The organism is Scytonema sp. UIC 10036 (assembly GCF_009725235.1).
On record NZ_WJFC01000087.1, the window covers coordinates 14224 to 38383 of the forward strand.

At 41.7% G+C, this 24160-nt stretch carries 21 protein-coding genes; all 21 read right to left on the minus strand.

The window, feature by feature from the left end:
* Positions 1-8: 8 nt before the first annotated feature.
* The 21 genes from F7734_RS32615 to F7734_RS32720 all read right to left on the minus strand — a co-directional run bounded on the left by F7734_RS32615 (position 9) and on the right by F7734_RS32720 (position 23933).
* Entirely contained in the window at positions 9-1109 is a 1101-nt protein-coding gene (locus F7734_RS32615) for an ARC6/PARC6 family protein (RefSeq protein WP_155748696.1), read from the minus strand.
* Between the two features lie 297 nt (positions 1110-1406).
* A complete protein-coding gene (locus F7734_RS32620; protein WP_155748697.1) occupies positions 1407-1796 on the minus strand; it encodes a hypothetical protein in 390 nt (129 codons plus the stop codon).
* Between the two features lies 1 nt (position 1797).
* Positions 1798-2742, minus strand: a complete 945-nt coding sequence (locus F7734_RS62320) for an RDD family protein (RefSeq protein WP_207714271.1) — start codon at positions 2740-2742, stop codon at positions 1798-1800.
* A gap of 33 nt (positions 2743-2775) precedes the next feature.
* Positions 2776-3819, minus strand: coding sequence for a GUN4 domain-containing protein (locus tag F7734_RS32635; RefSeq protein WP_155748698.1), 1044 nt, complete (start codon positions 3817-3819; stop codon positions 2776-2778).
* Positions 3816-5015: a hypothetical protein gene (locus tag F7734_RS32640; protein ID WP_155748699.1), complete on the minus strand. Its 1200-nt coding sequence runs from the start codon at positions 5013-5015 to the stop codon at positions 3816-3818. Before F7734_RS32640 ends, F7734_RS32635 begins: the two co-directional genes overlap by 4 nt.
* Before the next feature lie 36 nt (positions 5016-5051).
* A complete protein-coding gene (locus tag F7734_RS32645) occupies positions 5052-6389 on the minus strand; it encodes a PrsW family glutamic-type intramembrane protease (protein WP_155748700.1) in 1338 nt (445 codons plus the stop codon).
* 56 nt (positions 6390-6445) lie between these two features.
* Positions 6446-7423, minus strand: coding sequence for an FHA domain-containing protein (locus tag F7734_RS32650; RefSeq protein WP_155748701.1), 978 nt, complete (start codon positions 7421-7423; stop codon positions 6446-6448).
* 167 nt (positions 7424-7590) lie between these two features.
* The gene (locus F7734_RS32655; RefSeq protein WP_155748702.1) at positions 7591-7950 is read right to left on the minus strand and encodes a TerY-C metal binding domain-containing protein; all 360 of its coding nucleotides are present in this window, start codon (positions 7948-7950) and stop codon (positions 7591-7593) included.
* Between the two features lie 29 nt (positions 7951-7979).
* Positions 7980-9239: a PP2C family serine/threonine-protein phosphatase gene (locus F7734_RS32660; protein ID WP_155748703.1), complete on the minus strand. Its 1260-nt coding sequence runs from the start codon at positions 9237-9239 to the stop codon at positions 7980-7982.
* Positions 9240-9251: 12 nt separating this feature from the next.
* Positions 9252-9956, minus strand: a complete 705-nt coding sequence (locus tag F7734_RS32665; protein WP_155748704.1) for a VWA domain-containing protein — start codon at positions 9954-9956, stop codon at positions 9252-9254.
* 304 nt (positions 9957-10260) lie between these two features.
* Positions 10261-10710: a hypothetical protein gene (locus F7734_RS32670; RefSeq protein ID WP_155748705.1), complete on the minus strand. Its 450-nt coding sequence runs from the start codon at positions 10708-10710 to the stop codon at positions 10261-10263.
* A gap of 55 nt (positions 10711-10765) precedes the next feature.
* Entirely contained in the window at positions 10766-12499 is a 1734-nt protein-coding gene (locus tag F7734_RS32675; protein WP_155748706.1) for an Hsp70 family protein, read from the minus strand.
* 27 nt (positions 12500-12526) lie between these two features.
* Positions 12527-15067 carry a WG repeat-containing protein gene (locus tag F7734_RS32680; RefSeq protein WP_155748707.1) on the minus strand — a complete coding sequence of 847 codons (2541 nt, stop codon included), beginning with the start codon at positions 15065-15067 and terminating at the stop codon, positions 12527-12529.
* Between the two features lie 46 nt (positions 15068-15113).
* Positions 15114-15683: a hypothetical protein gene (locus F7734_RS32685; protein WP_155748708.1), complete on the minus strand. Its 570-nt coding sequence runs from the start codon at positions 15681-15683 to the stop codon at positions 15114-15116.
* 10 nt (positions 15684-15693) lie between these two features.
* On the minus strand, positions 15694-16386 hold the full coding sequence (locus F7734_RS32690; RefSeq protein ID WP_155748709.1) for a hypothetical protein: 693 nt from the start codon (positions 16384-16386) through the stop codon (positions 15694-15696).
* A 24-nt stretch (positions 16387-16410) separates the two neighbouring features.
* Positions 16411-17115 carry a nucleotide exchange factor GrpE gene (grpE, locus tag F7734_RS32695; protein WP_155748710.1) on the minus strand — a complete coding sequence of 235 codons (705 nt, stop codon included), beginning with the start codon at positions 17113-17115 and terminating at the stop codon, positions 16411-16413.
* A gap of 36 nt (positions 17116-17151) precedes the next feature.
* Positions 17152-18714 carry a dynamin family protein gene (locus F7734_RS32700; protein ID WP_155748711.1) on the minus strand — a complete coding sequence of 521 codons (1563 nt, stop codon included), beginning with the start codon at positions 18712-18714 and terminating at the stop codon, positions 17152-17154.
* Positions 18707-20695, minus strand: coding sequence for a dynamin family protein (locus F7734_RS32705; RefSeq protein WP_155748712.1), 1989 nt, complete (start codon positions 20693-20695; stop codon positions 18707-18709). The genes F7734_RS32700 and F7734_RS32705 overlap by 8 nt, the downstream gene beginning before the upstream one ends.
* Before the next feature lie 61 nt (positions 20696-20756).
* Positions 20757-21341, minus strand: a complete 585-nt coding sequence (locus F7734_RS32710; RefSeq protein WP_155748713.1) for a hypothetical protein — start codon at positions 21339-21341, stop codon at positions 20757-20759.
* A gap of 114 nt (positions 21342-21455) precedes the next feature.
* A complete protein-coding gene (locus tag F7734_RS32715; protein WP_207714272.1) occupies positions 21456-22724 on the minus strand; it encodes a hypothetical protein in 1269 nt (422 codons plus the stop codon).
* A gap of 165 nt (positions 22725-22889) precedes the next feature.
* On the minus strand, positions 22890-23933 hold the full coding sequence (locus F7734_RS32720; protein WP_155748714.1) for a serine/threonine-protein kinase: 1044 nt from the start codon (positions 23931-23933) through the stop codon (positions 22890-22892).
* Positions 23934-24160 lie beyond the last annotated feature (227 nt).

The window sequence follows — 24160 nt, forward strand, 5'->3', positions numbered from 1 at the left end:
TCACTCATCTATTTAGGCTTAACGGGTGTGCGGTCAGAAATTTTCCACCGCCCATCTACAAGTTGGAGATTATATCTGACTGTGGAGATTTTCACGCCGCTTTTGCTGAGATTCTTTTCCCCATTTGCATAAAGTGCCAAATCTTCAGATACTGTTACTTGAATTACAGCTTGATCACCATTAACAGAAAAATTATCTATGCTGTCAATTGACTGGGAGTAGTACTTCCAATAACCATTTTTTGACTCTAGCTGATTGATTTCATCTATGGTGTCGAGATATTGCTGACCTGTTGCGATCACAGCAGGAATTTGGCGATTATAAGGAGGAAAATACATGATACGCTTGGCTAAAAGCCAAGTTTTAACTAAATTGATGGCTTGTTCACGGGTTATTTGTACAGTTTGGGTGGTTGGTGGGTTTGATATTACTGGTGATGGTGGCGTAGTTGACCTAGGTAGCGCAGTTGATTGAGGTACGGAAGTAGAGGTTGCTGTTGTCGTTGGTGTGACGTTCGGTGATGAGGTAACAGATGGACTACCGAATCTAGTAATGATGAAACCAATAATAATAGATGCACCGACTAAACCACCTGTAATTACAGCCCTCAGCCAATTATCTTGTTTGGCAGGAAGAGTCGTTGGCGGAATTGGTGACGAAGGAACTGGCTGGTTCAAAGCAGATATTACTGTGGGTGGTACAACAGGTATATCTCTAACTGTGTTTTCCACAGCTACTCCTGCTTTAGTTCTACTTGAAGTTGAATATTGCTGAGATTTATTAGAGTCGCATTCAATAGCAGTAATTACGCCTAGTGCTAATGCCCAACTTTCAACTGCCCACTTTGCAGCTTCTTCGGTGAGAGCCAGGTTATCTTGCAAGCGCCGCGTTAGCCGTGAAAGCAAAACCTCTCGTGGCATGGTGTTCTGCGATGACATAATATCCGCAGGTACTCGCTGTTTGACAGCATCAACTAAAACAGCAATTTCTCTTTGATATTCACCGCAGTAATCTCGCAATAACCCTTCACAGTATCGCGGGTCTTCAGCCACAGAAATACCGTGTTTTGTAATGATTTGACCAAGTATTTGGCGGGGTAGGTCATGCATGGTTAAATCCCCCACGGCTGATTAAGTCAATTTTGAAACTGTTATTTGATTGAGGCAATTTACAGCATCAATCTGGCTTTACTCCTCACACACAAGAAATCTGATTTTATCGCTAAAGTTATGAATGCCTTTCTAGAGAAATTTTCTATAGGAAGGAAATTCATCAGAGACTGCAAAGCTGTTAGCCCATGAGCAATTGTGTTAGTTAATCAACGGATTTGGCTCTATTTTCAGATTAGGGAAAAAATGTGAGGGATTTGTGAGGAAGTAAAATTTTTTTGGACATGTTGAGAGTTGCTATTGGCTAATGCTAAAACCAGATTTACCCTGGTGAGACACTTTCCACTTTCCTGAAAGATTATTATTAGTTAGAGGTGAAGTGGTTGGCTGTGTGGTAAGAGGAGGTGAAGTTGAAGTAATTGGGGGTGAAGTTGAAGTAATTGGGGGTGTAGTATTAGGAGGCTGAGTACCCTTTTTTGCTGAATCTGAATCTGACTTTATGTCTTGGTTAATACCGATAATTAGAAAGATGACACCCAAAATACCAACTAACCAACGTTGCCATCTGTAATTTAATTCAACCCAACTGCTGAGTTTACCAACAACAGCAGTAATAATGAAAGCCAAACCAGCAACAACAAGTATAGTTTTTATCGGTGCTTCTAGCAGAGACTTAATCCAATCCATATTACCTTTTTTTTACGACTAAAGTTCCAGCCATAATGTCATGAAGGGCTTGTTTTTTCTCAGTAAATACTGCTATAAGGAAACCAATACCTAAACTGAATGCGGAAATAATCTTGCCAAAAAATCTTCCTGTAGCTCTTGCAAAAGAAATTCTATTACTATTCAGGTCTGTGATCATAATTCCTACTATCATTTTGCCAGGTGTGGCTTGTTTTGCAGAACTTTCCCACAAGGCATACCAAAGCCAATACACAATAGTACCAATAACAGACACAATTACTACTGACATCTCACTATCGTCTGCCATAATGTCAAAATTAACGATTAAGCCGACTAAGTAAATAGTACTTACATTTAAGATGCCTGCGTAGAACCAATCGAAAAATAATCCTACAAACCTTGTAAAAAAACCTGCATATTCAACTTTCTTTGTTCCGTATTGAGCAGCATTGGCTTGAGGGGGAGGATTGACAATAAATGGTGTAAGTACTGGTGTATTAGGTTGATAAATATTTTCCCGACGATGGGGTTCTAGTACTGTTGGTGGTGGGGAATATCCTCCTGAATTAACTTGAGAATTTGTAGGCTGTTGGGGTATTGATTGTGAATTGGAATGCACATTTTCTCCTCTAGGGTGAGAAATAATTCCCAAAGCTAAAGCCCAAGAATCTACTGCCCAATGTGCTGCATCCTCTGCTAAACCAAGATTATCTTGCAGTCGATTTGTTAATCGAGCTAATAATATATCTGGTGGGACACTGTTTTGTGAACGGAGTAAATCGGCAGGAATTTGCTCTCTTAATGCACCGATAATTACAGAAATTTCTCTGCGTTGCTGTCCACAAAAATCGCGTAACAGTCCTTCCAAGCGTGTGGGATTGTCGCACACTGAGCGACCATATTGAATAATAATTTCATGGAGTTTTTCTCTAGCTATATCGTTCATTTTCACCTTCTATTTATAGATAAAATTGAATGTTTATAATCCACAAATATCAAGCCTCTTAAATAGCCCTTTCATATTGTTAAGGTGGGTTTTCTTAATGGTTTGACCACTCGATGCAAAACTTCCATCAGCAGAGTCTACCTGGACTAACCAGCCAAGAGGAAGGTGTGCTTTGGGAGCATTTGACTCAATATTTTTTCTGTTCCAGGTTAACCAAAGTACATTATCCTCTTTTGAAAGCCAACCAACCCGACGAAAGAAAATATCAAGAGCCGTATCATTTTGGGACTGACTTTTAATAGTCTTCCAGACTTGATTCTGAATACGGAATCCAAAACGTCCATCACTATTTTCTTCCCAAAGTCTGTTTATTTTATTCAAATCTTCACAAGATATATTTTGTATAGACTCTGGAGTAAGGTAGCTAAATTTTGTCCGGTTGGCAGCTTGCAGCATAATGTCCGTCGTTTGCATATCAGCATCTGCCCAATTTTTCGTTTTCAAGAGCCATTGAAGGCGCGGATAACCTGCCTGCCAATACCCATAAATTTGAGTTACTCCTAATCCCAATAACAAAACTCCACCCGCAGTAAGTAAGGCTTTTTTCCATCTATTTTTTGGAATTGTAGGCAGTTTTGGAAGGGTAGTTTGTAATAATTTGGGTGAAGGTTTTTTCTCTTCTGTTTCCAATCCTTGCTCATCAAATTTAAGGTTAGGAAAAGATGGGGGGTATAGTTCGGGTGGCTTCTGTTGGTGAGAAGTTGTACTGGACAAAACTCCAAGGGCTAAAGCCCAAGACTCCACAGCCCAACGCGCAGTGTCCTCAGCAAAACCAAGATTCTCCTGAATGCGCTTGCTCAGTCTTGCTAACAAAACCTCTTGCGGTACGCTGTTTTTTGATGATAAAAGCTCCGCAGGCACTTTTTCTTTGAGGGTGCTGACCAAAATGAAGATTTCCCGTCGATGCTGTCCACAAAAATCGCGTAACAGTCCCTCTAAACGTAGGGGATCGTCGCACACTGAGCGACCATATTGAATAATAATTTCACAGAGTTTTTGTCTGGGTATATCATTCATGATCTGATTTCTCCTACAACTGAACCGAAGTTGATTTTTGTACCCGCAGCTAGTTTGATGCTGCGCCCGGATTCAATTTGCTTTTGCTCGCCACTGGTGAGTGTTGCTGTCCAAACTCGGTGTGAGCAGTTTTTTAATCCCAAAATAGTTGGGTCTTGGGGGTTATTATTCACCTGTGCTACTACACCACCAGCTACTTGCGGTTCTAAACCGGGAATTTCTTTTCCCGTTAACTGCGCCCCATCGGTGAGGGGAATGTCCTGATATTTGACGTGCAAAGAAAAATGATGCGGGGGTTGAGGTACAGTTTTGGGGGAGTTTTGAGCAGATATGTTTGGTTGTGGTAAGGAATTGGCAGTGCAGAGAACAATTGTCACTGTTCCCAAGGTTTGTTTATCCCCTGGCTGAAGTGGATGGGTAGTGCCTGTTGGTATATCTTCACACAGGATTTGTCCTTGATCAAGTTGGTAACGCAGCGCCATTGGTGGTGCATTATGGACGTAAATTGTGCAGAGATTGGGGTCGCCGCCAATACTGACAGGTTGAGAACCAAGGCTAACTGTCCGTACTTCTCTGGGGTTGTAGTGAATTTGTAACCAAGCTTCTCGAAATGTGGCTTCGACGATCGCAATCATTAAACCAATGCAAAATCCAATCGCAGAAAAGCCAGTTAAACGACCTGTTATTAATGACGTATGATTGACAACGGCGAAGAAAACAAATAAACACCCACCTAATAAACCACCAGCTAAACCGCCTCCTAAACCACGCGATCGCCCTAAGTTGGGAATCCGAAAACTCAAGCCTAATCCCAGCAAGCCGCCAGCAATTCCCCAACAAATCACTCGTAAAAATTCTGTCGGTCCCACACTGAGGTATGTGTATTCGGCAATAGCACCAGCGATCGCACCGGCGACAAAACCCAGTAATACCCCATCTTGCAGGGCTTGCTGAATCTGCAACCCCCGTTTCAAATACTGAGCCGAGGCGATTAACAATGATACGGCAATGCCTGCACCAATGATGCCAAACCATAAACTAGAATGAATCATTTCCTCAATGAGCGAGTTTGAGCCACGGTAAACTCCCAGAAAAGGCTCACTCACTATGTCACCAATCGCACCACCAATTCCTCCCCAAATGGCAAACCGCAGTGCTTTATCAAATCGGGCAGTAATATTTTTGGCTAGTGTCATAGTTAAACCTCCAACATGGAAGAACTACAGCATGATTTAGGGATAGTTCTGGGTATGAAAACGAGTGGCTTGGTTTTGCGATCGCGTGGGTGAAAGTTGACGGGCTTTGAGGATAGCTGCCATGAGGAATGCGTAAGCCAAAACTCCTGCTACGGCTGTGACTAATTTACCTATTGCATCTGATGCATTCCAAAGTGCGTGCAACCCTGATGCGGTTAGATAGCCAATTCCTAAGAGTTTCCAGCGTTTAGCAGGTTTCAGTACACTTAAACCGATGAAATAACCGAAGTAACCACTGTATGCCATGTGTCCGGCGACTGAAGCGATAATTCTCGGAATTAATAACTGTATGCCGAACAGTTCTCCTGCTCCTTCTCCTGCTTGAGCAGCTACATTGTGAACTATCCCAGGTACATACTGTCCCAGAGTTTCCAAGAGGGTAAAACCAGCTGCAGAAGCTGTCCCCAATAAAATACCATCTAAGGGTTCCCACACGCCTATTCGCTCTCGCCAAGGTGATTTAAGTTGCGTTCCTAGCCACAGCAGGGCAAATACTGGCAAGGCTTTGAGTAATTCTTCCATTAAGCCTGCACCAAAAAACATCCTAAGTAGTACGGTAAAAAAATCTACGTTTTCACCTCTGGATATTTCACCTGGAAGGATTTCACGAAAAACAAAGATAAATAAAGATAAAATTGGGCTAAGTAAAATCAAGATGGTGGACAAAGCTGAACCTGCTAGCAACCACCAAGGCTTAGGTTTGCCACTGAGTTTATATATAAAGTAGTAACCTGCAACAGTTAGATAGATTGCTAACAGAGCGTTGAAAGTTTGAGGTTGACCAATAGAACTAAACAATCCCACCACTAAGAGAATTGTAATTACACCCGGTATCAGGTAAGCTTTCTTGAGTAAATCCTGCTTTGTGGAAACTATCGGAAAAATTTGGCTCAGGTGCAACGCCGAATCACTTTGTTGGATTGCCAAAGGACGCGCATGGGGGACTGGTGCATTGACATGACATTCAAAGATAAATTCGGGGCCATGCAAACCAAGTTTTATGCGATCGCCTATTTGCAAAGTTTGACATCCTTGCAAGCGTTGACCGTTAACATAAGTGCCGTTAGCACTCCCCAAATCACAGACTTGCCAAAGAGGCATACCACTTGTAGACTGAGACACCAAAGGGCGAATTTCTATATGTCGCCGAGAAACCCCTTTGTAATGTTTAGAGTCTAGCAAAATCTGACAACCAGCTTCGCGTCCAATGATAATTGATTGGTTGCTTGAAAGTGGATAATGAGTTTGTCCCTGTCCAGTGGCATTGGGGTATATTTGTTGTAAAAATGCTCTGTAATTTTGTGAGCCTGTCATGGTTAGTAATTCAAAATTGGAATAACCTACAAACATTTATTCGTGCAGTAGTTAAGTTAACGTTCAAAGGACATCACTTTAACCTGTGATCTGACATTTCGAGGCGGTAATTCAAACCAAACTGTACTTTTTGTGCCTGCTGTCCACTGTTGGGGGTCTGGTTTATAATGAAGACCCTTAGGGTTAGCGACTTGATTACCTTGTGCATCATAAAAATGCACTACAAATTTGACTTCTGAAGTAGAAAAATTACCCTTTGCTTCTACATCAGAAACTAAAATATCTGCTTGATGTTCCTCTCCTGAGGATTTGTTTGTAATTGTCACATCTTCGTGACGTTTGGGATCGCCAACGTTAAAGTACCGATCAAATACTTCTGCTCCTTTTACAATCACACCTGAATTTTCTTGAGTAGAAGTTGTTGCTGGTGCTGGTTCCTGTGTTTGTCCCGAAGATGCAGTAGTTGGGCGTGAAGTTATCTGTGGTGTAGGCCGATAATTATTAATTAAATAGATCACAGCAATGCCAGCAGCAATTCCTGCTAAGGTTTTCCAAAGAATAGAATTGGGTTGTGACGGTGGCGGGACTGCTGTTGGATAAGTTGGAGGAGGCGAAGAGCCATACTCATATACTGTGGGTGGCGCAAGCTGAGGATCTGGTAATGGCATCACCCCATAAGCAGACTGACATTCAAAGATAAATTCGGGACCATGTTGACCAAGTTTGATGCGATCGCCTACTTGCAAACTGTGACATCCTTGTAATAGCTGACCATTAACATAAGTACCGTTTGCACTGCCCAAATCACAAATCTGAAAAAGCGGTAAACCGTTGGCACAGTTAGATCCTAATGGACGAATTTCTGCATGGCGACGAGAAACCCCTTGATAATGTGCGGAATTTAGCACAATTTGACAGTTTGGCTCTCGTCCAATTACTGTTACTTGATTGGGTAAAATTTGATATTGAGCTTGTCCAGTAATAGGAGGGGAAATTTGTTTTAAGCAAGCCTTGAATTGATTTTGTACTGCCATAATATTTGCCTCTTAACGTCAAGTTGGGTTCCCTTCATCAGAAGGGCATGTAAGGTTTAATGTATAATCACCATCATTGTCGGGAAAAGAAATATTGGCCTTCATTGGTAAGGAAGGTTTTACATACTGGACAATGATTTTGTGGAGTTCTTCTCGTGGTATATCGTTCAAAGGTCTTTTCCCACACTCAAGTTTTTGATTGAACCGCTAATTTCTGTTTTGCATCCACACCAGGGGCAAGTATGAGTTGTGCGCTTTCCATCCCAGCAAGCGACTTTGCCACAGGAGCCGCACTTCACAAAACTTGATTCTTCGCAGTGAGGACAGCCAGGGTAGGCTGCATCAATCTCAAAGCTGCCAGCAATTTCACTGCGGTCATAACCTTCTCGCTTGGCTGCTGCTTCTTTGATGGCAAATGCCCAATCTGCAACCCAATGTTGGGAGGATTTTTCTTCAACACGAATACCGAAGCCTTGTTTGGAGTGGCTGCATCTTGCCATGACAATGACGACTTTTGGATGAGCCATTGGTTTGCTACTGGTGATAATTTTTATCGTTACCTTTGTCTATTTTGCTGGGAGGTTGTTTGTGGTTTTGCTACTGGCTGCTTGTTTTGATTTTGAGTTAGTTTTTGTAATTGCTCTTGGGTATTTTGCAAACTCTGTTGTACGTCAGTTAAATGCTGTTCAAAGGCTTTTTGCTGTTTTTCTAGATGATTTATGCGAAAAAAAAGCAAGGAGCTAAAGGCGATGTTAGCGATCGCTAAAAAAAAAGCCACAATTAATAACTGCCCGTGTCGAGAAACCACCTTGCTCAGTGAATTATGTTTACTACCTAAATGACTGATTTTAGTGTCAAAATCTGAGACATTTTTTTCTAAGCTATTCATACGCTTTAATTCCTCATCTTTATAACCCTGCTCAACTCGGCTGATGATGCCGAGTGTAATGTCGTCTCCACTACCACCAGAGGAAGTCTCTTTCAGGAATTCTTCTAGTTTTCGCGCTACCCGCTCAGTTCCTTCCCCTCGGATCATCCGCAGATAATCTTGACCAATTTTAAGAAATTCTTCCTCTGTGGAATAGGAATTGGCATAGCCATCTGTAGATACCAGGATCAAAGCTGGCATCTTGTCTGCTTCCCCTTGGGGATATTGCTGCAAAACAATTTGAAACTCTTTCCAAGCATCAGGCATACAAAGTGAGGTGGTTTCGTTGGCTATTAGCCTGGGATCTCGCTGTATAGGTCGAGTGACTTTGCTTTTGGAGTCCACACAAAGAATGTCACCATCACCCAGTTGCAAGTAAAGAATGAAGGAGTCTGTCACCAAAACAACTAAGAGAGTGGCTCCATAGGCAATTTCGGGATGTTTCTGAATGGCAGCAACAGCTGGCTGACCATCTTTTTCTACAACTCGCTGCCATGCTTGGTCGGTATCGGACGCTGGGTTTTCTTGCCAGTGCTTCTTAATTGCTTCCTTCCAATCACGCACTAGTTTTTGAGGCAACCAGAAATTTTGAGCTATGTCTTTGATGGCGATCGCTTTATCCCGTTCTTTCCCTAAATCACCCTCGACAAACAACTCCCTGAAGACTCTTGTCGCTGTGTCAACTGCAACTTTTGCACCTATATCACTGCGAAAATTTCTCGGACTGCCATGCCCATCGGAGACTGCCAGAATTAATGGTGGCCCTTTGCCTAAATTTGGATACCACTGGATAGCATCCTGGTTAGGTAGGTTAGTCCGCTCATGGGAGGCTCCTAGAACTGATGCACCGATGCATCGCCATTCTGGTGTGTCTATTCTGTTTTCCATAGAGTTCCTCCTCTACCACACATCCGCGCCTATATCAACCACCGTTTCCGGAACTAGAGGGATTGGGACATTCATCGACGATGCCATAGCACCCTGTTGTTGACTAGCTGGAGAAGAGGCAGACTTCACAACTGCGGTAGAAACCCATCGAATCCGCTTGACTAGATCGTCAGGATTGTTGGCAGGAAGGGGTTTGAGTTCGGGGTTACCAATAAATTTCTGCAACACTTCATAATCTGCATCTTGTCCCACTGCGATCGCAATTCGCACTGCTTTCTTTCCCCAGGGTTGTTCCATGAGTTTTTTGAGTCCACTGCCAAAATCGTCAGTGGGTTGGCCATCAGAAATCAGCACTAAAACTGGGGGTAAAGCGCGATCAGTCATGGGCGGTATCTTTAGCTGTTCTGCCACCAAAGACAGTGCTTTACCCATATCCGTCACTCCATCAGCAGTCAAATCTGTCCATTCAAAATTCTCTACAGGTGTGGGTTGAGAAACATGCCACTGCGCTCCATCAGAGAACTTGATAGCGCGAACTAATACCTGTGCATTGGCGTTATCGTCCGCAGCCTCTCGCATTAATGGTATTGTTTGTCTGATGGCATTATTTAAACTCTGGATTTTCCCGCCAACAGACATTGAGCCAGAACAGTCGCAAATCCAAACAAAGTGCAATGGGCGAGTTGATAATTCGCCTCCAGGTCTCGTACCTGCCATACTCTATGCCTCCTTTATCAAAATTTCTATTTTTTATTTCTGACAAATCTCCTAGGTAATCGTTTTAGGTATATCCTCTCAGAAGCCATATTTTATAACAATAACTGAGCAACATTTTTTAACTTGTAACTTGACTGTTTAATTGTCAAAATTAATGACAAGAATTCATGTTGAATATTTCCCCAAAAGATAAATTTGGAGATTGACAATCAATGATAAAGACAAATTTGTGAGGAACTTGTGAGGATGAAACCAATTCAGAGTTATATTGCAATCATTTCCTTCTCCTCTGCTCCCAGAGCATTTATTTTTTCACTTGTCCATCAGGATGGAAACAGGGATTTATGCAAGATAAGGACAAGAAAAATGTAAAGTTTGGTTGCTGCTTAATGAGGAAACAGGGAAAAAGAGATGGAAACAAGCGTGCAACTTGATTCACTTGACAAGAAAAAGTTACTCCTAATACCAGCGCCCACGATTCCACAGCCCAACGGGCAGCATCAGCAGCAAGCCCTACATCAGACTCTAATTTTTTCGTCAGCTTGGTCAATATAACTTCCTGTGGTAAGTTTGATGACCTCAGCAATTCATTGACAATTCCTTGTTTCAGGGCTGTCACTAACACAGATATTTCCTTTCGATACTGACCGCAAAAATCTCGCAACAATGCTTCACAGAGTTTTAGATCATCATAAATAGAGCGACCATACTGAATAATAATTTCATGCAGTTTTTCTCTTGGTAGATCGTTCATAAAAAAATAAATACTCTATTGTTAGTTCAAATAAATATTAAGAAATTATGGACTTTCATATTGAGTTTTGTGGTTGGTTCTTCAATTGCAACTTGACCTTTTCCATGTTTTGGAAAACCTCGGGAAAATTAGGATTAATGTTGAGTGCTTGTTGGTAATCTTCCATTGCACCCTGCAAATTACCTAAAGCAGAACGAGCGTTACCCCTATTAGCATAAGCACTTGCAGAGTTAGAATTCATCTGAATTGCCCGCTCGCAATCTTCTATTGCTCCTTGTAAATCGCCTATCATACAACGGGCATTGCCTCGGTTGATGTAGGTTGTCGCATGGTTGGGACTTAAAGCTATTGCTTCAGTGTAATCTGCGATCGCTCCTTGAAAATCACCTAACATATAATGGGAACTGCCACGTTTAGCATAAGCCTCAGCACTACGGGAATTTAACTGAATGACCTGGGTGTAAAGAGCGATCGCTTTTTGAAAGTCTTTTTGCTGATAGCAAGTATTAGCCTGAGTGTAATAGGCTTTCACTTCCTCTTGGCGCTGTTTTTCTTGTTTTAGTTCGAGTTCAGCTTGTCTATTTTTCCGGTCAAATTTCTCGGATTTTGTTTCCCGTTCAAATTGTCTGTTATTCTGATTTAATTCTTCAGATTTTACTTGCAGTTCAACTGGTTGGTTGTTTTGCTGAATTTCCTTAGGTTTTGTTGATGTTTCTGCACCATAAATTGCTGCCCCAAAGCAGATAGCTAATTCTGGTTCATCAACACGAATGACCTTGCAATTAAACTCTTGTTCTAATCGGCGTTGAACATAGGGAATGCGACAACTACCACCCACTAATAAAATGCGATCTACTTTATCCCAAGAAAGATTTGCTTGTCTCACCAACTGCTGACACAACTCACAACTGCGGTCAATATATGGTGTAATCATGTCTTCAAATGCCAGTCGATTGAGGTGATAAACTTGGGATGAGCCTCCAATAGGCAGGATATCTTCATACTCAGAAACTGCACTCAATTGATGCTTGAACTCTCGACACCAATCAGCGACGATTAATCGAGTGCGTAAAGCTTCTAAATCGCGCCGTTGGGAATTGATTAACTCTCCTACAGGGTCACTTGCAAAATGATGCTTGAGGTCGGCATAAATTTGGCGATCGAAGTCGATACCCCCACAGTTTTCATCACCGACAGGGGGAGAAAGAATTTTATAACCATTCTGTCGCTTTTGAATTAATGCTGCATCAAAAGTCCCTCCACCCAAGTCATAAACTAAGAGATTTTCTCCCTCCTCTAAACGATGTCCACCGCTACCTTTTTGAGCATAGTAAATAGCTGCCGCTAAAGGTTCATCTAGCAAACTGATTTCTGTAAATCCTGCCTGTTTTGCAGCTTTGAGCATCATTTGTCTTTTATAAGCTTGATATCTCGCCGGGACAGTAATAATTGCTGCTGTTAGGGGAGAATTAACCATTGTTTCCGCTTCGCTTTTCAACCTGCGAATCACTTGACTAATCAAGTCTTCTGGTAAGAATTGCCAATTGCCTAATTGATAGGGAACTGTTTGACCCAAATCCCGTTTGAACTCACGACAATAGCGAGTCGGGTCAAGGCGGTGTTGGTTTTCGGCGGCTTGACCAATAACAATTTCTCCCTGTTTAGTGACAAAGATACTAGAAGGGAAAGAGAAACCTAATTTGAGTGGTTCTTTGATGGGTCTGAGAACACCATCTAATAGTAGTGCAGCACTGGAATAGCAAGTGCCAAAATCAATCCCCAGTCTCATAGTTTTGATATTATACACAATAAATATTTAACACATGAGAGCTTCTTTTATCTTGTCTCTCTGTTTGGTGAATTTGATCGGCTCAAACCAAGTACCTGCTTCAGCAAGTACAACCTGTTGGGATTTTATCTCATAAATTCCAGGGAGTGTATATATAGCTTTTTGATAAGGCGAAGACTCCTGCTGTTTGATAAACTGTCTGTAAAGGGGTTTTTCCTTAACAATTTTCAATGCAAGAGGCGAATTAAGCTCTTCGACAACAGCAATGGGTGCATAAAAAGCAATCCTGTCAAATATTGCATTATCTCTGAAGTTAATTAGCCTATCTACAAAATTATTAGTATTACAACTATCAACGAATTGTTTCCAAGTTTCAAAGGTTGGAGCATTTAGATAAGTTATTGCAATAACTATCCTATGTCTTTGTGTAAACATACCTCCTAATTGAGGAAAATTTTCAATTTTATTAGCTACACACCTAAGAAGGTAATTACTGTAACTAACATTGACAGAATATTCAAATTCCTTATTTCTCAAATGCTGAAATAATTTTGAAAAATATAACTTTACCGATTCTGGTTCAGTTATTATATCTGTTTCAGCTTTTACTATTACTTCCGTTTTTATTTTATCTGCTTCAGTCCGGATTATTTTTTCTGCCTTGTAGAACTGAGAAGCAAAGTCAAATTGATGTGAAATGATTATTTTCCCAGTACTGTCAATGTACCCATATTTGCTATCCATCTTAACTCTACCTAGTCCCTCTGAAAATGAAGACTCAAGACCCCTACTCAAAGTTACACCGTTACAACGATTAGGATAAACATCAATACGATCAAAAACAGGTTGAATAACAAACTTACCAGTGGAATCAATATAACCATATTTGCCATTTATCCCAACCGCAGCTAGCTCTTCTGAAAATGAATAAACATTATCAAATATCAGTTGAGTAACAAACTTACCAGTGGAATCAATATAACCATATTTGCCATTCATCCTAACAGCAGCTAGCCCTTCTGAAAATGAATCAGCATCATCAAATTGAGGTGGGATGACAAACTTACCTGTGCGATCAATGTGACCCCATTTGTCATTCACCTTAACTGTAGCTCGACCTTCTGAAAAGTCGAGAAACGACCACGGGTCTGTATAATCAAATAGAGGTAAGATAGCAAAGTTACCAGTGGAATCAATATAACCATATTTGCCATTCACCTCAACCCTCGCTAGCCCATCGAAAAACGGTCTGGCATAATCAAATTGAGGTGGGATGACAAATTTACCTGTGCGATCAATGTAACCCCATTTGTCATTCACCTTAACTGTAGCTAGTACCTCAAAGGTTATATTAGCAGGGGTAGATTGATCTGGGATAATAATTGGCTTTTCAGGTTGCTCAATGTAGGGCGATCGCTCTTTAATCTCAACTATTGTAGGTACATTAGCAACAACTTGGGAATCAGCAGATGTTGAAGTAGGATCTTGCAGTCTAGAAGGTTGCCGCATTTCATAAATCGCTGCGCCCAAACACACTGCCAACTCTGGCTTATCCACCAGTAAAGCATCTCGCCCCAGTTTCCTCTCTACAACCTCTCTCACATAAGGAATACGACAACTACCCCCCACCAGTAACACTTCGTCAACCTGCTGCCATTTAATCTCCGCACTTCTCAACAATTGGTCGCAGCAATCAATAGTTTCGTCTATTAACGGTGCAATCATGCTGTTAAATGCTTGTCGAGTCAGGGAGTAAGGCTCAACCGCACCCAAACCCATTGGGATATAAATCGTTGCCTCTTGTGCTTCACTCAATTGATGCTTGAGGTCACGACACAGATCAGATACAATTGCTCTCGCTAACCATGCTTCTTTGGCATCGAGTTGTTGACGCAGAGATGCACTACACTGAGTCTTCAAATGCTGATAAATTGCGCGGTCAAAGTCAGTACCTCCACAATTGGTCAATCCTCTCGGCATAGCGAGGGCTTTGTAACCGGAATTTTGTTTTTGAATCAGTGTGGCATCAAAAGTGCCGCCTCCTAAGTCGTAAACTAGGATGATTTCTCCTTCCCTGACGTGGGAGTGATGGGAGTAATAAATGGCGGCGGCGATTGGTTCTTCTAATAACTCAACTTGAGTAAATCCGGCTTTTATCCCAGCTTCCTGCATAATTTGCCGCTTATATGCTTGATATGTAGCAGGTACGGTAATAATCACATCGTTGAGGAATTTCTCTCCCCATGCTTTGACCACCTTTTCGGCTTCGGTTTTCAGCTTGCGGATTACCTCAGTCACCAATTCTTCTGGTAACATCGGACGATTACCCAAAGTGTAGGGGTCGGAACTGCCTAAATCCCGCTTGAATTCACGCCGATATCTTTGCGGGTCTTGTTGTCGGGAGTTTTCCGCCGCTTGCCCTACTAGAATTTCTCCCTGTGCGGTTAAAAATACACTAGAGGCAAAGCAGTAACCCGGTTGCAGGGGGTTCTCGATCGCAGTGAGGCTACCATCTAGTAGTAAGGCAGCACTAGAGTAACAAGTTCCGAAATCTATTCCTAAACGCATAGTTGCTTACTTACAGCAGAAATAATTGAATTGAATGTTGTAAACTTTATTGCAAGAAATTCTTAAACTCTTGCTGAAACTGAGTTTTAGTTAATAATCGACCGTTAACATAACAAGAGTCTCCTGAACGCCAGTACCACTCGCACTTGAATTTAGTGGCAGTTAGTTTTATCTGCTCAATGCGGTGATTGAGAGATGCAATTGCTGAATTATGAGAACTATTTAGATATGGATAAACAAAAAACACTATTACCAGTAGCAATAGCAAAACCAAAGCAAAACGAATCACAAATTTTAATAATGGATGTCTATTTTGTTTGAGAATTTGTAACTCGTATTCTAAGGAATGAGCGGGAGGGTCAGTTTTACGAGTATTGTACAAAATACCCCGCTCATCGACATTTCCATGAATCTCTTGCCGATGGAACTCGCCAAAATATAGCAATTCCTGACAGTCTGACTGGGAAATTTCTAATTGACTGACAATTTCTGCTTCTGAAACACCTTTTGGATGTTCGTATAGCAAAGCATGAATAGCATCTCGATAAACAGCATATTTTTTCGAGATATTTTTGATTTGCACCGAATTATATTTCTTTTTTTGTTCTAACATCATAATTGCTCTTTCAGGTTTTTCTTAACTGGTTAAAGATTTCCTGTTCTAATCTGCCAAGCTCCATTCCATCTGTAAGTGGAATTTGCATATCAATAATTAATTTGGTGTTAGCAATCAAACTGTAGATTTCATCTCGCTCTTCTGGTGAAACTGGTGTATCGGTTTTAAGAAAATGGGATAGCCGCCATTCTTTTTGTTGCAAATAACCAAAAGTTTTAGAGATATTCTCTAATCTAGCCTCAATCCAAGCTAGATCGTGTCTGAGAATTGCCGTTCGTTCTAATAAATCACAAGTTCCAATATATTCTTGACATTTTCTCACTAATTTTTCATGGGATTCAACTCGGATATCAGACAATTGCTGACTTAAGTCTTGATAATAATTACTTGCTTCTGTAGAAAGATCTTGTTTCAATTTTTCAATTTGCTGCTGATATTTGTCAAGCGAACGAATTGTAGTTTTGACTTGTTTCAGTAGTTGTTGCTTTGTTCCATTTGATTGGATTTGGAAACTAACATTTTCTGCTAAAATTGTGTTGGATGAGAGCGCGAAACAATCCTTCGTGCCTGCAAAACCAGCAATGCTAATTAGCATCAACATAACAACCATAAGCCTCAGGAATTTATTAACCCATCTCATTGCTTCTCTTCGCCTCCTTGCAGCACTGGAATAGCAAGTGCCAAAATCGATACCTAAGTGCATAATTTTTCCCTCTTCATTTTGGGCTTAATTAACTGAATTTTCTACTGAAGAGTCGGAGGCATCAAATGTGTAGATAATTACTTCCTGTGGGCGGATCAGTTTGCCATTAAACAAGTAGCCAGGGCGTACAGTGTCACAGATACAGTCTTGTTTCTCTGAATCATCTGTGGCTTGCGTAGATATGACCTGCTGTCGTTCGTAATTAAAAATACCCACCTCTTCTATAGGTGTAACGCCTTCCTTTGCCAGAATTTGCCCTAATTTTTGATACAAAACCTCCAACATTTCTGCTTTGGGCGCTGCGCCGCCTGTTTTTGCTAACAATACCCAATCCCGCAGTTTAATTAGTTCTTCACCTGTGGCTGATAGTTTTGGTTCTGGGGCAATTTCTAGGGTTGGTACTTCAGGTATAATTTCTGGAGCTACAAGAGCTTCGACTGTAGGCAGAGGAATTTCCTTTGCTGTTATTTGCTCAGTGACGACGGGGGTATGCTTTTGATCAGTTTGCAGAAGTTGGGGATTTTCCACCAAGCGATCGAGTAATAAGCAGGTGGAATTTAACACAGAGATAATGTCACGTTCATCTGAGGAAGTTAGTGATAAACCGCTGAGTCTACGTACACTCGCTTCTGCTGTTAACGCCAATTCCTGTGCTTGGTGATATTGGGTAAACCAAGGAAATATTTTTGATAAATTGGTTACAACTTCTGACCAGGATTTACTATACATAAAACTGTTCCTGTGGTCGATAAAAGTAGAAAAAATTTAGATTTCTAGGTACTCTTTGGCTTTCTGGACGCGGTAGAGAATGCGGTCATAGGAACGAGCTAGGACTTTTGCGGCTGTGAGAGTTTGGCGATCGCCTCCAAAGAAATCGTCAGCCCTCTGATGCCAATAACTGGTGCGTTCTGCGGCTGTAGTCAACATTTCGGCAATGGTGGCGCGATCGTCTAATCCGAGACGTTCTCCGCACGATGTACCGTATTCACCCGTTACTTGCAAAAGTTGTTTGACTTCTTCGGTATCAAATTCCAGTTTCCCCTCGTAATAACTCCGCAAAACTTCCAGTTCTTTAAAAGCGTGTTCCTGTGAGTTTATGGCTTCAAACTTGCCCGCAATCTCGTCCACAATCTGCCGTAGCGTCCCTCCCAATCGCTGACGTTCTTGAAAAGCTACGGTATCAATTTGTCGCAATCCCGTACTGAGTTTAATCAAAAAAGCCCGGTGTCCAAAGTGGGAGAGAATCAAGTCGCGCAGTTCGGGGACACCACTACGTTTGAGGAGTTCGTTGCTTAAATCTGCTTGATTGTTGATTCCTTGACGGATGAGTTTGTCAGCTAAACCTACGCCATATTGCCCTAATCGTTGGAGCAAAATTCGCCGTTTTTCTGGTGGGACGGGGATATCAGGATACTCGCGTTGCTCAAAGCGTTCTACATTTTGCAACAGAGACTCAAATCGCGATCGCGAAATTTGGGTTAGCTCCAGCAAAATGGCAAATTCATCTGGTGTCAGGGTTTGCGCTCCCCAAGCCAGAAGTCCACATACGGGATAAATAGTATAAAAAAGATTAGTCACCTGCCCATGTGCTGACAACCGCCGAGCAACTCTATGTCCGTCTATCATTGGTTCTGGCACATCATAAACATCAACTTTGGTCAATACACCTATGGCGTTAATCGGTGTAGCTTGACCCACAGCAGGCCCCTGAAACTGCTCGACAATTAATTTATCTTCAGCACCAAAACTGTGACTAAACAGATAGAGTACGGCATCAGCATTGCTGGCTTCTTGTTGTGTGACTGCTGTTAATTCATCACCATGTAATTGCAAAAATTTTAGTGTATTTACAGAGTCATCTTGATAGAAAGACTTCAAACCAGGTGTGTCAATGAGGTTAAAAGTTTGCAAAATCGGATTTGGGTAATCAACCTCGATATATTTGATACTCAACAAATAATCCCGGTTTTCCTCAGCCCGCAAAGTCAGCGCCGCCAGTTCTTCTACAGGCTTAGGTTCTGGTGGGCGGCGACTATCTTTAAAATGCACCAGCAAAGAGGGTTTTTCTCCATAGCGTAGCCAGTTAACATTAAAAGTGGCTTCCACTGCACCAGTTGCTACTACTGTTTCACCCAGCAAAGCATTCATCATGGTAGACTTCCCAGCTTTGATCAAACCCACAATTGCTACCCGCATTGGTTGATTTAATCGCTGATGACATTGTTGCAATAGGTTATGAAAGTTGGTGAGTGCTGGTAAATTAGCTGTGCGCTTCAGGGCTGATGCAAACAGTTCATCCACCTGTTGGCGTAAGGTTATTTCATCCATTTGCCCAATCTCCACTATCAGCACCAGCAGTCACAGTTTGTTTAGGTGTGTCATTAACTGTTGCTTGAGGTGCGGGAGTTGGTGCTTCTGAAGAAAGCTCGGCTGTCGATGACGAAATGATAATTTTGGCTAATTGTTCTACAGCTGCTTGTACCTGGTTGAGTTGTCCCAGTTGGACTTGTAATTCCTTCGCCCTTTGTACACCTTGCTCTTGGGAGAGTTTACGGGCATCCTGGAGAGAGCGTAAAGTGCGATCGCTATTATCTTTTTCCCGCTTAATCTGTGCCAAGAAGTCATCTCGCAAATAAGTTTCTAACTCTTTGATGGCTTTGTTCAATGCCCGACTACATTGGATCTGACTGTCATCAATAAATTGTTTAATTACAATAGAAACTGTATGCTTAGTTTTTTCTTTAACCTGATCTAATCCTTCTTTTGCACCAGAAACTAGACCAACTATTCCCGCGATTGTACCTCCAACTGCTGCACCGAGAATTTGCCCAGGTATCGCTCCTACTCCTCCAAAAAGTGAACCAATTGCTGCTCCTGCAACGCCTCCAATTGTGCCAGCTGCCGACATATTGAAAGTGGCATTGCGCGTCATTTGCATGAGCTTACCTGCCATTCCTGGTTTTTTTCCTTGGATATCTTCAAAGGTAAACTGAGTCTTCTGCCGTTCTAAAGAACTAGCCTCGAAGGAATTGAGGGATAAGTTAGTTACAGCCTCCATTTGCGCTTGCAAGTTGGCAGATAAATAACCCAATTGTTGTCCTAAGTTAGACATGAGAGAATCAATATCTGCTTCTAAAAGACTGGCAATTTGTTCTGGACTTTCTAACAGAACGCGATCATCTAAATATTTACTAGACTGCCGACGAATTGCTGTAAAACCATCCTGGAGTTGTTCTAAAATTTGGGTGCGAATATCCTGAAGTCCATCACTGAGTTGACTTCGCCAAGTAGCATTATTTTCTAATAGGTTCTGCAAGCGCAGTTTAGCATCCTGAAACTGGTTTTCCCAAGCATCTAAATTTTCCTGATTATTTTCCTGGTATGCTTCCCACTCTACCTGAATTGGCTGTTTAATTTCCGCAATTACTCGCCCAAGTTCGCTCAAAGCACGTAACAGTAATAACTGACCCCTCTGTTGGCTGATCAATTGCCAAAGTTGGGTTTCTAATGAGGCAAATTGACTATCTTCCAGGTCTTCGGTATTTTGAGAAAGCAGATATTCCAGTTTGAGTTTACTGGAAACGGGAATAATGGGAATTTCACTGCTGGGACGACCTAAAACAGTAGCTAATTTTTCTAGGTTGTTCTCCACCACTGTTTTATAACCACTCACCTTATCAATTTTGGTGACAACAAAAATCAAGTTTTGGCAGTGGGGGACAATTGTATCCTGAATGAATTCTAGTTCCTTGGCAGACAGGGGCGCGAAAGCATCGCTAACAAACAGAATGGCATCAGCATTAGGGATAAATGCATAGGTAGCAGCTGTATGTTCAGCGCTGAGACTGCCAACCCCTGGTGTATCTACTAGCACCAAACCTTCTCGAAGTTGCGGGTTTGGGGATTCAATGATTAATAACTTTGCTTTGCGGGCGTTTTTTTGGTTGCGCTGTTCTGTAACGTAATCAGGTATTTCACTTCTTTGGATTTCTTTTGCTGCTTGTTTTCCAGCTTCACCCACAACAACAGTGATTTTTTCTCGCTGACCATAAGTGATAGTAGTTACTAAGTTAGTAGTAATATCTACATCTACAGGGAAAAGGTCGGGTTCATTCAGGAGTGCATTGAGCAGACTAGATTTACCTTGCTTAAACTCCCCACAAACGACGACAAAGAGTTTCCCCTCGGCTAGATGTGTCTCTGCTTCTTTGAGGCGTTTTTCTGTATCTGCATTTTTCGAGACTTGCGGTAAGGATAGGGCAGACTGGAATAATTGCAATACTTTCTGTTTTTGTTGTTGGTAAGCCATAGTATCCTTTTCTTTAATGTTGTAATGGTTGAGAAGTTCTATAGTTCGCTAGTCAACGGTTTTATTGACTGATGCCAAGAAAGCGATCGCAGAATTTAGGCGCAAGAGCGCGATAATATGCTTCTAAAGTCGGTTCCAGCAACAAGTGAAACAACTCACTAAAGCGCCTACACCACTCATCAGGAAAAGCACTACCTTCAGCCAGCATCTCAAACATCTTGTCATACATTGTCAGTAATTCTTGGCGTTGTTCTTTGTACTGAGCAATTGTCATTTGAGATACCGCCGGATGCGGGAAAATACCAGCCTCTGCTTCCCAATTCAGTTCAGGTGCGGGGTTGCGAAAGCGCAAATTCACATATTCCACAACTTGGAGATTCGACCAATCTAAAGTAATCGTGCTAAAAGGTGGATAGATATATGTCACCTTTTCTTGCCTGTTAACTATCGAGCCAAATAAAGGTAAGATGACATAAACCTTGCCCTCTTTACGCAGAGGAATCGGCAAACCAATACCAGCCTCTTGGGGGATGAGTTGACGAAATAAGGGAGTTTTACGAATATTTACAATTAACTGACCCGTTTTACTAGTCGGTTGACTTTCTTGGTAAGTCGAATTTTCTTGAGGTTGTGCTACTGTTTGCATAAAAACCTTACCTATTGTGGATTTGTTACGTAGTAAGGACTTTAGTCCTCTCTTCGAGACGCTGCGTGAATACTACGAACTTTTTAGTCATTAGTTTTTGTATGTATGCGAAAATTAAACGGTCGAATCAGTGGCGCTAGCGGCACTCTCTGTATAAGAAGCTGCTTGAGCGTACTCATTAATGGCACTCTCTGCATAAGAAGCTGCTTGGTCATATTGATTAGCTGCACTGTTGGCATAAAAAGCAGCTGAATCAGGATCGCCTAGTCCTGCTGTATAGTCACTCATCCAAGCATCCCAATCGCCTCGATTCTCTGCTTGTTGAGCATTCCAACTATCCCAATCGCCTCGATTTTCCGCTTGTTGAGCATTCCAACTATCCCAACTTGCTTGAGAATCATCTGAACTATCGCCAATACTGTGACTACCAAAACCTATATTTGCAGCAGAAGCTATAGTACCATCAGTAACATTACCAGTCGTTGCAACCATAAAGTTACCGCTATCTTCCCAAGCATTAAGGAAATTATCAGCAGGAATCATCGTTCCTTGACCGCCAGCAGACCCAGGATCATTGAGGATTACCATTGGGTTATTGGGGTCACTGCTATCAATACCAACCACTTGCACAGCGTGGTTAGCATCTTGTCCCGGCATTCCGACAAAACTAGAGAGTAAGTCATCATCATCAATACCATTGGGATTCCAGATTTCATCACTATCAATAGCAACCATTACCTTGTCTCCCTGTGCCAGTTTTTGACTGATATCATCCAACGTGCCACCGTAATTTTTTTCTACTTCCACGCCATGTACTTGCAGAATATTGCCCATACATTCCATTGGTGTACCGCCACCTGGGGTGTACCAACCGTTTTCGTAAGCTTCTTGACGCAGTTGGTCTTCGCTGAAATCATGTCCAGTTAAATCATCAAGGATAAATTCTTGACAGGAAACAGCGCAAGTATCTTGATAAGTTTGTTGATGCCAGTGTTCTAAATCATCGGCGGGATTGCCAATAATTTGCGAGTCATCGCTAATAAACTCGTTATCTGTAATATTTAATTCAGCAGTATTTTCAACTAGATAAATATCATCTGGAATGCCATTATTATCAATGTCAGATTGAATTTGCCAAACATCGATTTGACCGTCGTTGTTATTATCAAGACCTTGAATTAAGAAAGTTTCATCAGCAATGCCATCATTGTTGGTATCTGATTGCACTAGCCAAGTATCGGGTATATTATCGCCGTCTGTGTCAATGCCTTGGACAATACTTTCAAATGTGCCATTATTATCCAGGTCGGCAACAAATGGCTCAAATTGTTGGTGAAAATCGTTTCCTGTATCGGCGTAGAAACCGATGTTATCTGGTTTCATAGATTATTTCTCCGATAAAAATAGATAATGTGTTTACGACCTGCGCCAAAAAAGATAGTTGACATTTGATAGGAATTGGGCTGCTAGTCGGCACTGTTTCTCATGCCGCAGAAGACGGCATCGATATGGAAAAGAGGAAAAAAGTTAGAATTACCACCAAACTTCTCAACCAAAAGGGAATTGGATAGAGAGGAATGAAAGCCTGTCCATCAACATAAACAGTATGCCAGGTATAGGATAAGAAAACGCCCCTAGCAAACCAAGTAAACTGATACCTATGCCGATCACCCAACCCACTATGTTCAACAAAATTCTTATTAGTCCAGGTTTGGCAACCAGCTTACTTAAGAAATCACGCACCGACTGCGGTCGCTGCTCATATTTCATCTCCATTGCCTGCATCACCACATGTGCTACTGTGTCACTTACCTCTGGATTCAGCTTCCGTACAGATGGCAACTCCACTCCGCAATTACGGTTGGGAGAACTAACTGGTTCTTTTCCTGTTAACAAGTAATACAGCGTTGCCCCCAATGCGTAAATGTCTGTGTAAGGACCAGTTCGTGCCTTGCTTGCGTACTGCTCCAAAGGAGCATAGCCATCAGTGTAAATTGCTGTCATCTGTTGTGTCTTATCCGCGACGAAGGCTCTTGCAGCTCCAAAGTCAATCAACACGACCCGTCCATTATCAGTGACTATGATATTGTCCGGTTTGATATCTCTGTGCAATAAGTTTGCCTGATGCACAATCGTCAACGCTTCACCTATTTTCTCAATGTATGCTATTGCTTGCTTTTCTGGTAGTTTTCCCTGTTCTTTAACCAACTTCTGCAATGTTTTGCCATTGAGAAACTCCATAGTTATGTAAGCGGTATTGTTCTCCTCAAAAACTGCGTAGACGTTAACAATGCCAGGATGATTGAAGCGGCTTAGGGCATGGGCTTCTTCAATAAACCGTTTTTTTAAATATTCATAATCTGAAGGTTGTGTGGAACTTCTGAGAGAAACTTGCTTTCCCTGACGAGTGACAAACATCCTGGGAAATAACTCTTTGATAGCTACAGAACGCTGTAGTTTGGAATCATTTGCTAAATAGGTAATTCCGAATCCCCCTTGTCCAAGTACCTTATTAATGATGTATGTTCCTCCTACTAGCCTAGTACCAGGAGAAAGTAGCTCTTCAGGTGAATTTAAAAGAAAGTTTAGCATCTCTCATCACTCCTCAAGTGTCAGTTTTGTATAGGCTCAAAAACACAAATATGGCGTTATCTGGAACTCATTGTTACAGTCTCATTTTCATTAATTTTTGGGCAGCAGTTTGTAGATTTTGATGTCCGATTATTGAAAACCTGGAGCATTTCTTCTTCCATCATGTGTTCCCATAAACCATCACTAAATAGGAGCAAAACATCCCCAGATTCTAAATCAATTACTAA

What these genes read in the sequence shown, in the direction of transcription:
- F7734_RS32615 (WP_155748696.1), bottom strand. Translation starts at nt 1,109, where the DNA reads ATGCATGACCTACCCCGCCAAATACTTGGTCAAATCATTACAAAACAC.
- F7734_RS32620 (WP_155748697.1), bottom strand. Translation starts at nt 1,796, where the DNA reads ATGGATTGGATTAAGTCTCTGCTAGAAGCACCGATAAAAACTATACTT.
- F7734_RS62320 (WP_207714271.1), bottom strand. Translation starts at nt 2,742, where the DNA reads ATGAACGATATAGCTAGAGAAAAACTCCATGAAATTATTATTCAATAT.
- F7734_RS32635 (WP_155748698.1), bottom strand. Translation starts at nt 3,819, where the DNA reads ATGAATGATATACCCAGACAAAAACTCTGTGAAATTATTATTCAATAT.
- F7734_RS32640 (WP_155748699.1), bottom strand. Translation starts at nt 5,015, where the DNA reads ATGACACTAGCCAAAAATATTACTGCCCGATTTGATAAAGCACTGCGG.
- F7734_RS32645 (WP_155748700.1), bottom strand. Translation starts at nt 6,389, where the DNA reads ATGACAGGCTCACAAAATTACAGAGCATTTTTACAACAAATATACCCC.
- F7734_RS32650 (WP_155748701.1), bottom strand. Translation starts at nt 7,423, where the DNA reads ATGGCAGTACAAAATCAATTCAAGGCTTGCTTAAAACAAATTTCCCCT.
- F7734_RS32655 (WP_155748702.1), bottom strand. Translation starts at nt 7,950, where the DNA reads ATGGCTCATCCAAAAGTCGTCATTGTCATGGCAAGATGCAGCCACTCC.
- F7734_RS32660 (WP_155748703.1), bottom strand. Translation starts at nt 9,239, where the DNA reads ATGGAAAACAGAATAGACACACCAGAATGGCGATGCATCGGTGCATCA.
- F7734_RS32665 (WP_155748704.1), bottom strand. Translation starts at nt 9,956, where the DNA reads ATGGCAGGTACGAGACCTGGAGGCGAATTATCAACTCGCCCATTGCAC.
- F7734_RS32670 (WP_155748705.1), bottom strand. Translation starts at nt 10,710, where the DNA reads ATGAACGATCTACCAAGAGAAAAACTGCATGAAATTATTATTCAGTAT.
- F7734_RS32675 (WP_155748706.1), bottom strand. Translation starts at nt 12,499, where the DNA reads ATGAGACTGGGGATTGATTTTGGCACTTGCTATTCCAGTGCTGCACTA.
- F7734_RS32680 (WP_155748707.1), bottom strand. Translation starts at nt 15,067, where the DNA reads ATGCGTTTAGGAATAGATTTCGGAACTTGTTACTCTAGTGCTGCCTTA.
- F7734_RS32685 (WP_155748708.1), bottom strand. Translation starts at nt 15,683, where the DNA reads ATGATGTTAGAACAAAAAAAGAAATATAATTCGGTGCAAATCAAAAAT.
- F7734_RS32690 (WP_155748709.1), bottom strand. Translation starts at nt 16,386, where the DNA reads ATGCACTTAGGTATCGATTTTGGCACTTGCTATTCCAGTGCTGCAAGG.
- grpE (WP_155748710.1), bottom strand. Translation starts at nt 17,115, where the DNA reads ATGTATAGTAAATCCTGGTCAGAAGTTGTAACCAATTTATCAAAAATA.
- F7734_RS32700 (WP_155748711.1), bottom strand. Translation starts at nt 18,714, where the DNA reads ATGGATGAAATAACCTTACGCCAACAGGTGGATGAACTGTTTGCATCA.
- F7734_RS32705 (WP_155748712.1), bottom strand. Translation starts at nt 20,695, where the DNA reads ATGGCTTACCAACAACAAAAACAGAAAGTATTGCAATTATTCCAGTCT.
- F7734_RS32710 (WP_155748713.1), bottom strand. Translation starts at nt 21,341, where the DNA reads ATGCAAACAGTAGCACAACCTCAAGAAAATTCGACTTACCAAGAAAGT.
- F7734_RS32715 (WP_207714272.1), bottom strand. Translation starts at nt 22,724, where the DNA reads ATGAAACCAGATAACATCGGTTTCTACGCCGATACAGGAAACGATTTT.
- F7734_RS32720 (WP_155748714.1), bottom strand. Translation starts at nt 23,933, where the DNA reads ATGCTAAACTTTCTTTTAAATTCACCTGAAGAGCTACTTTCTCCTGGT.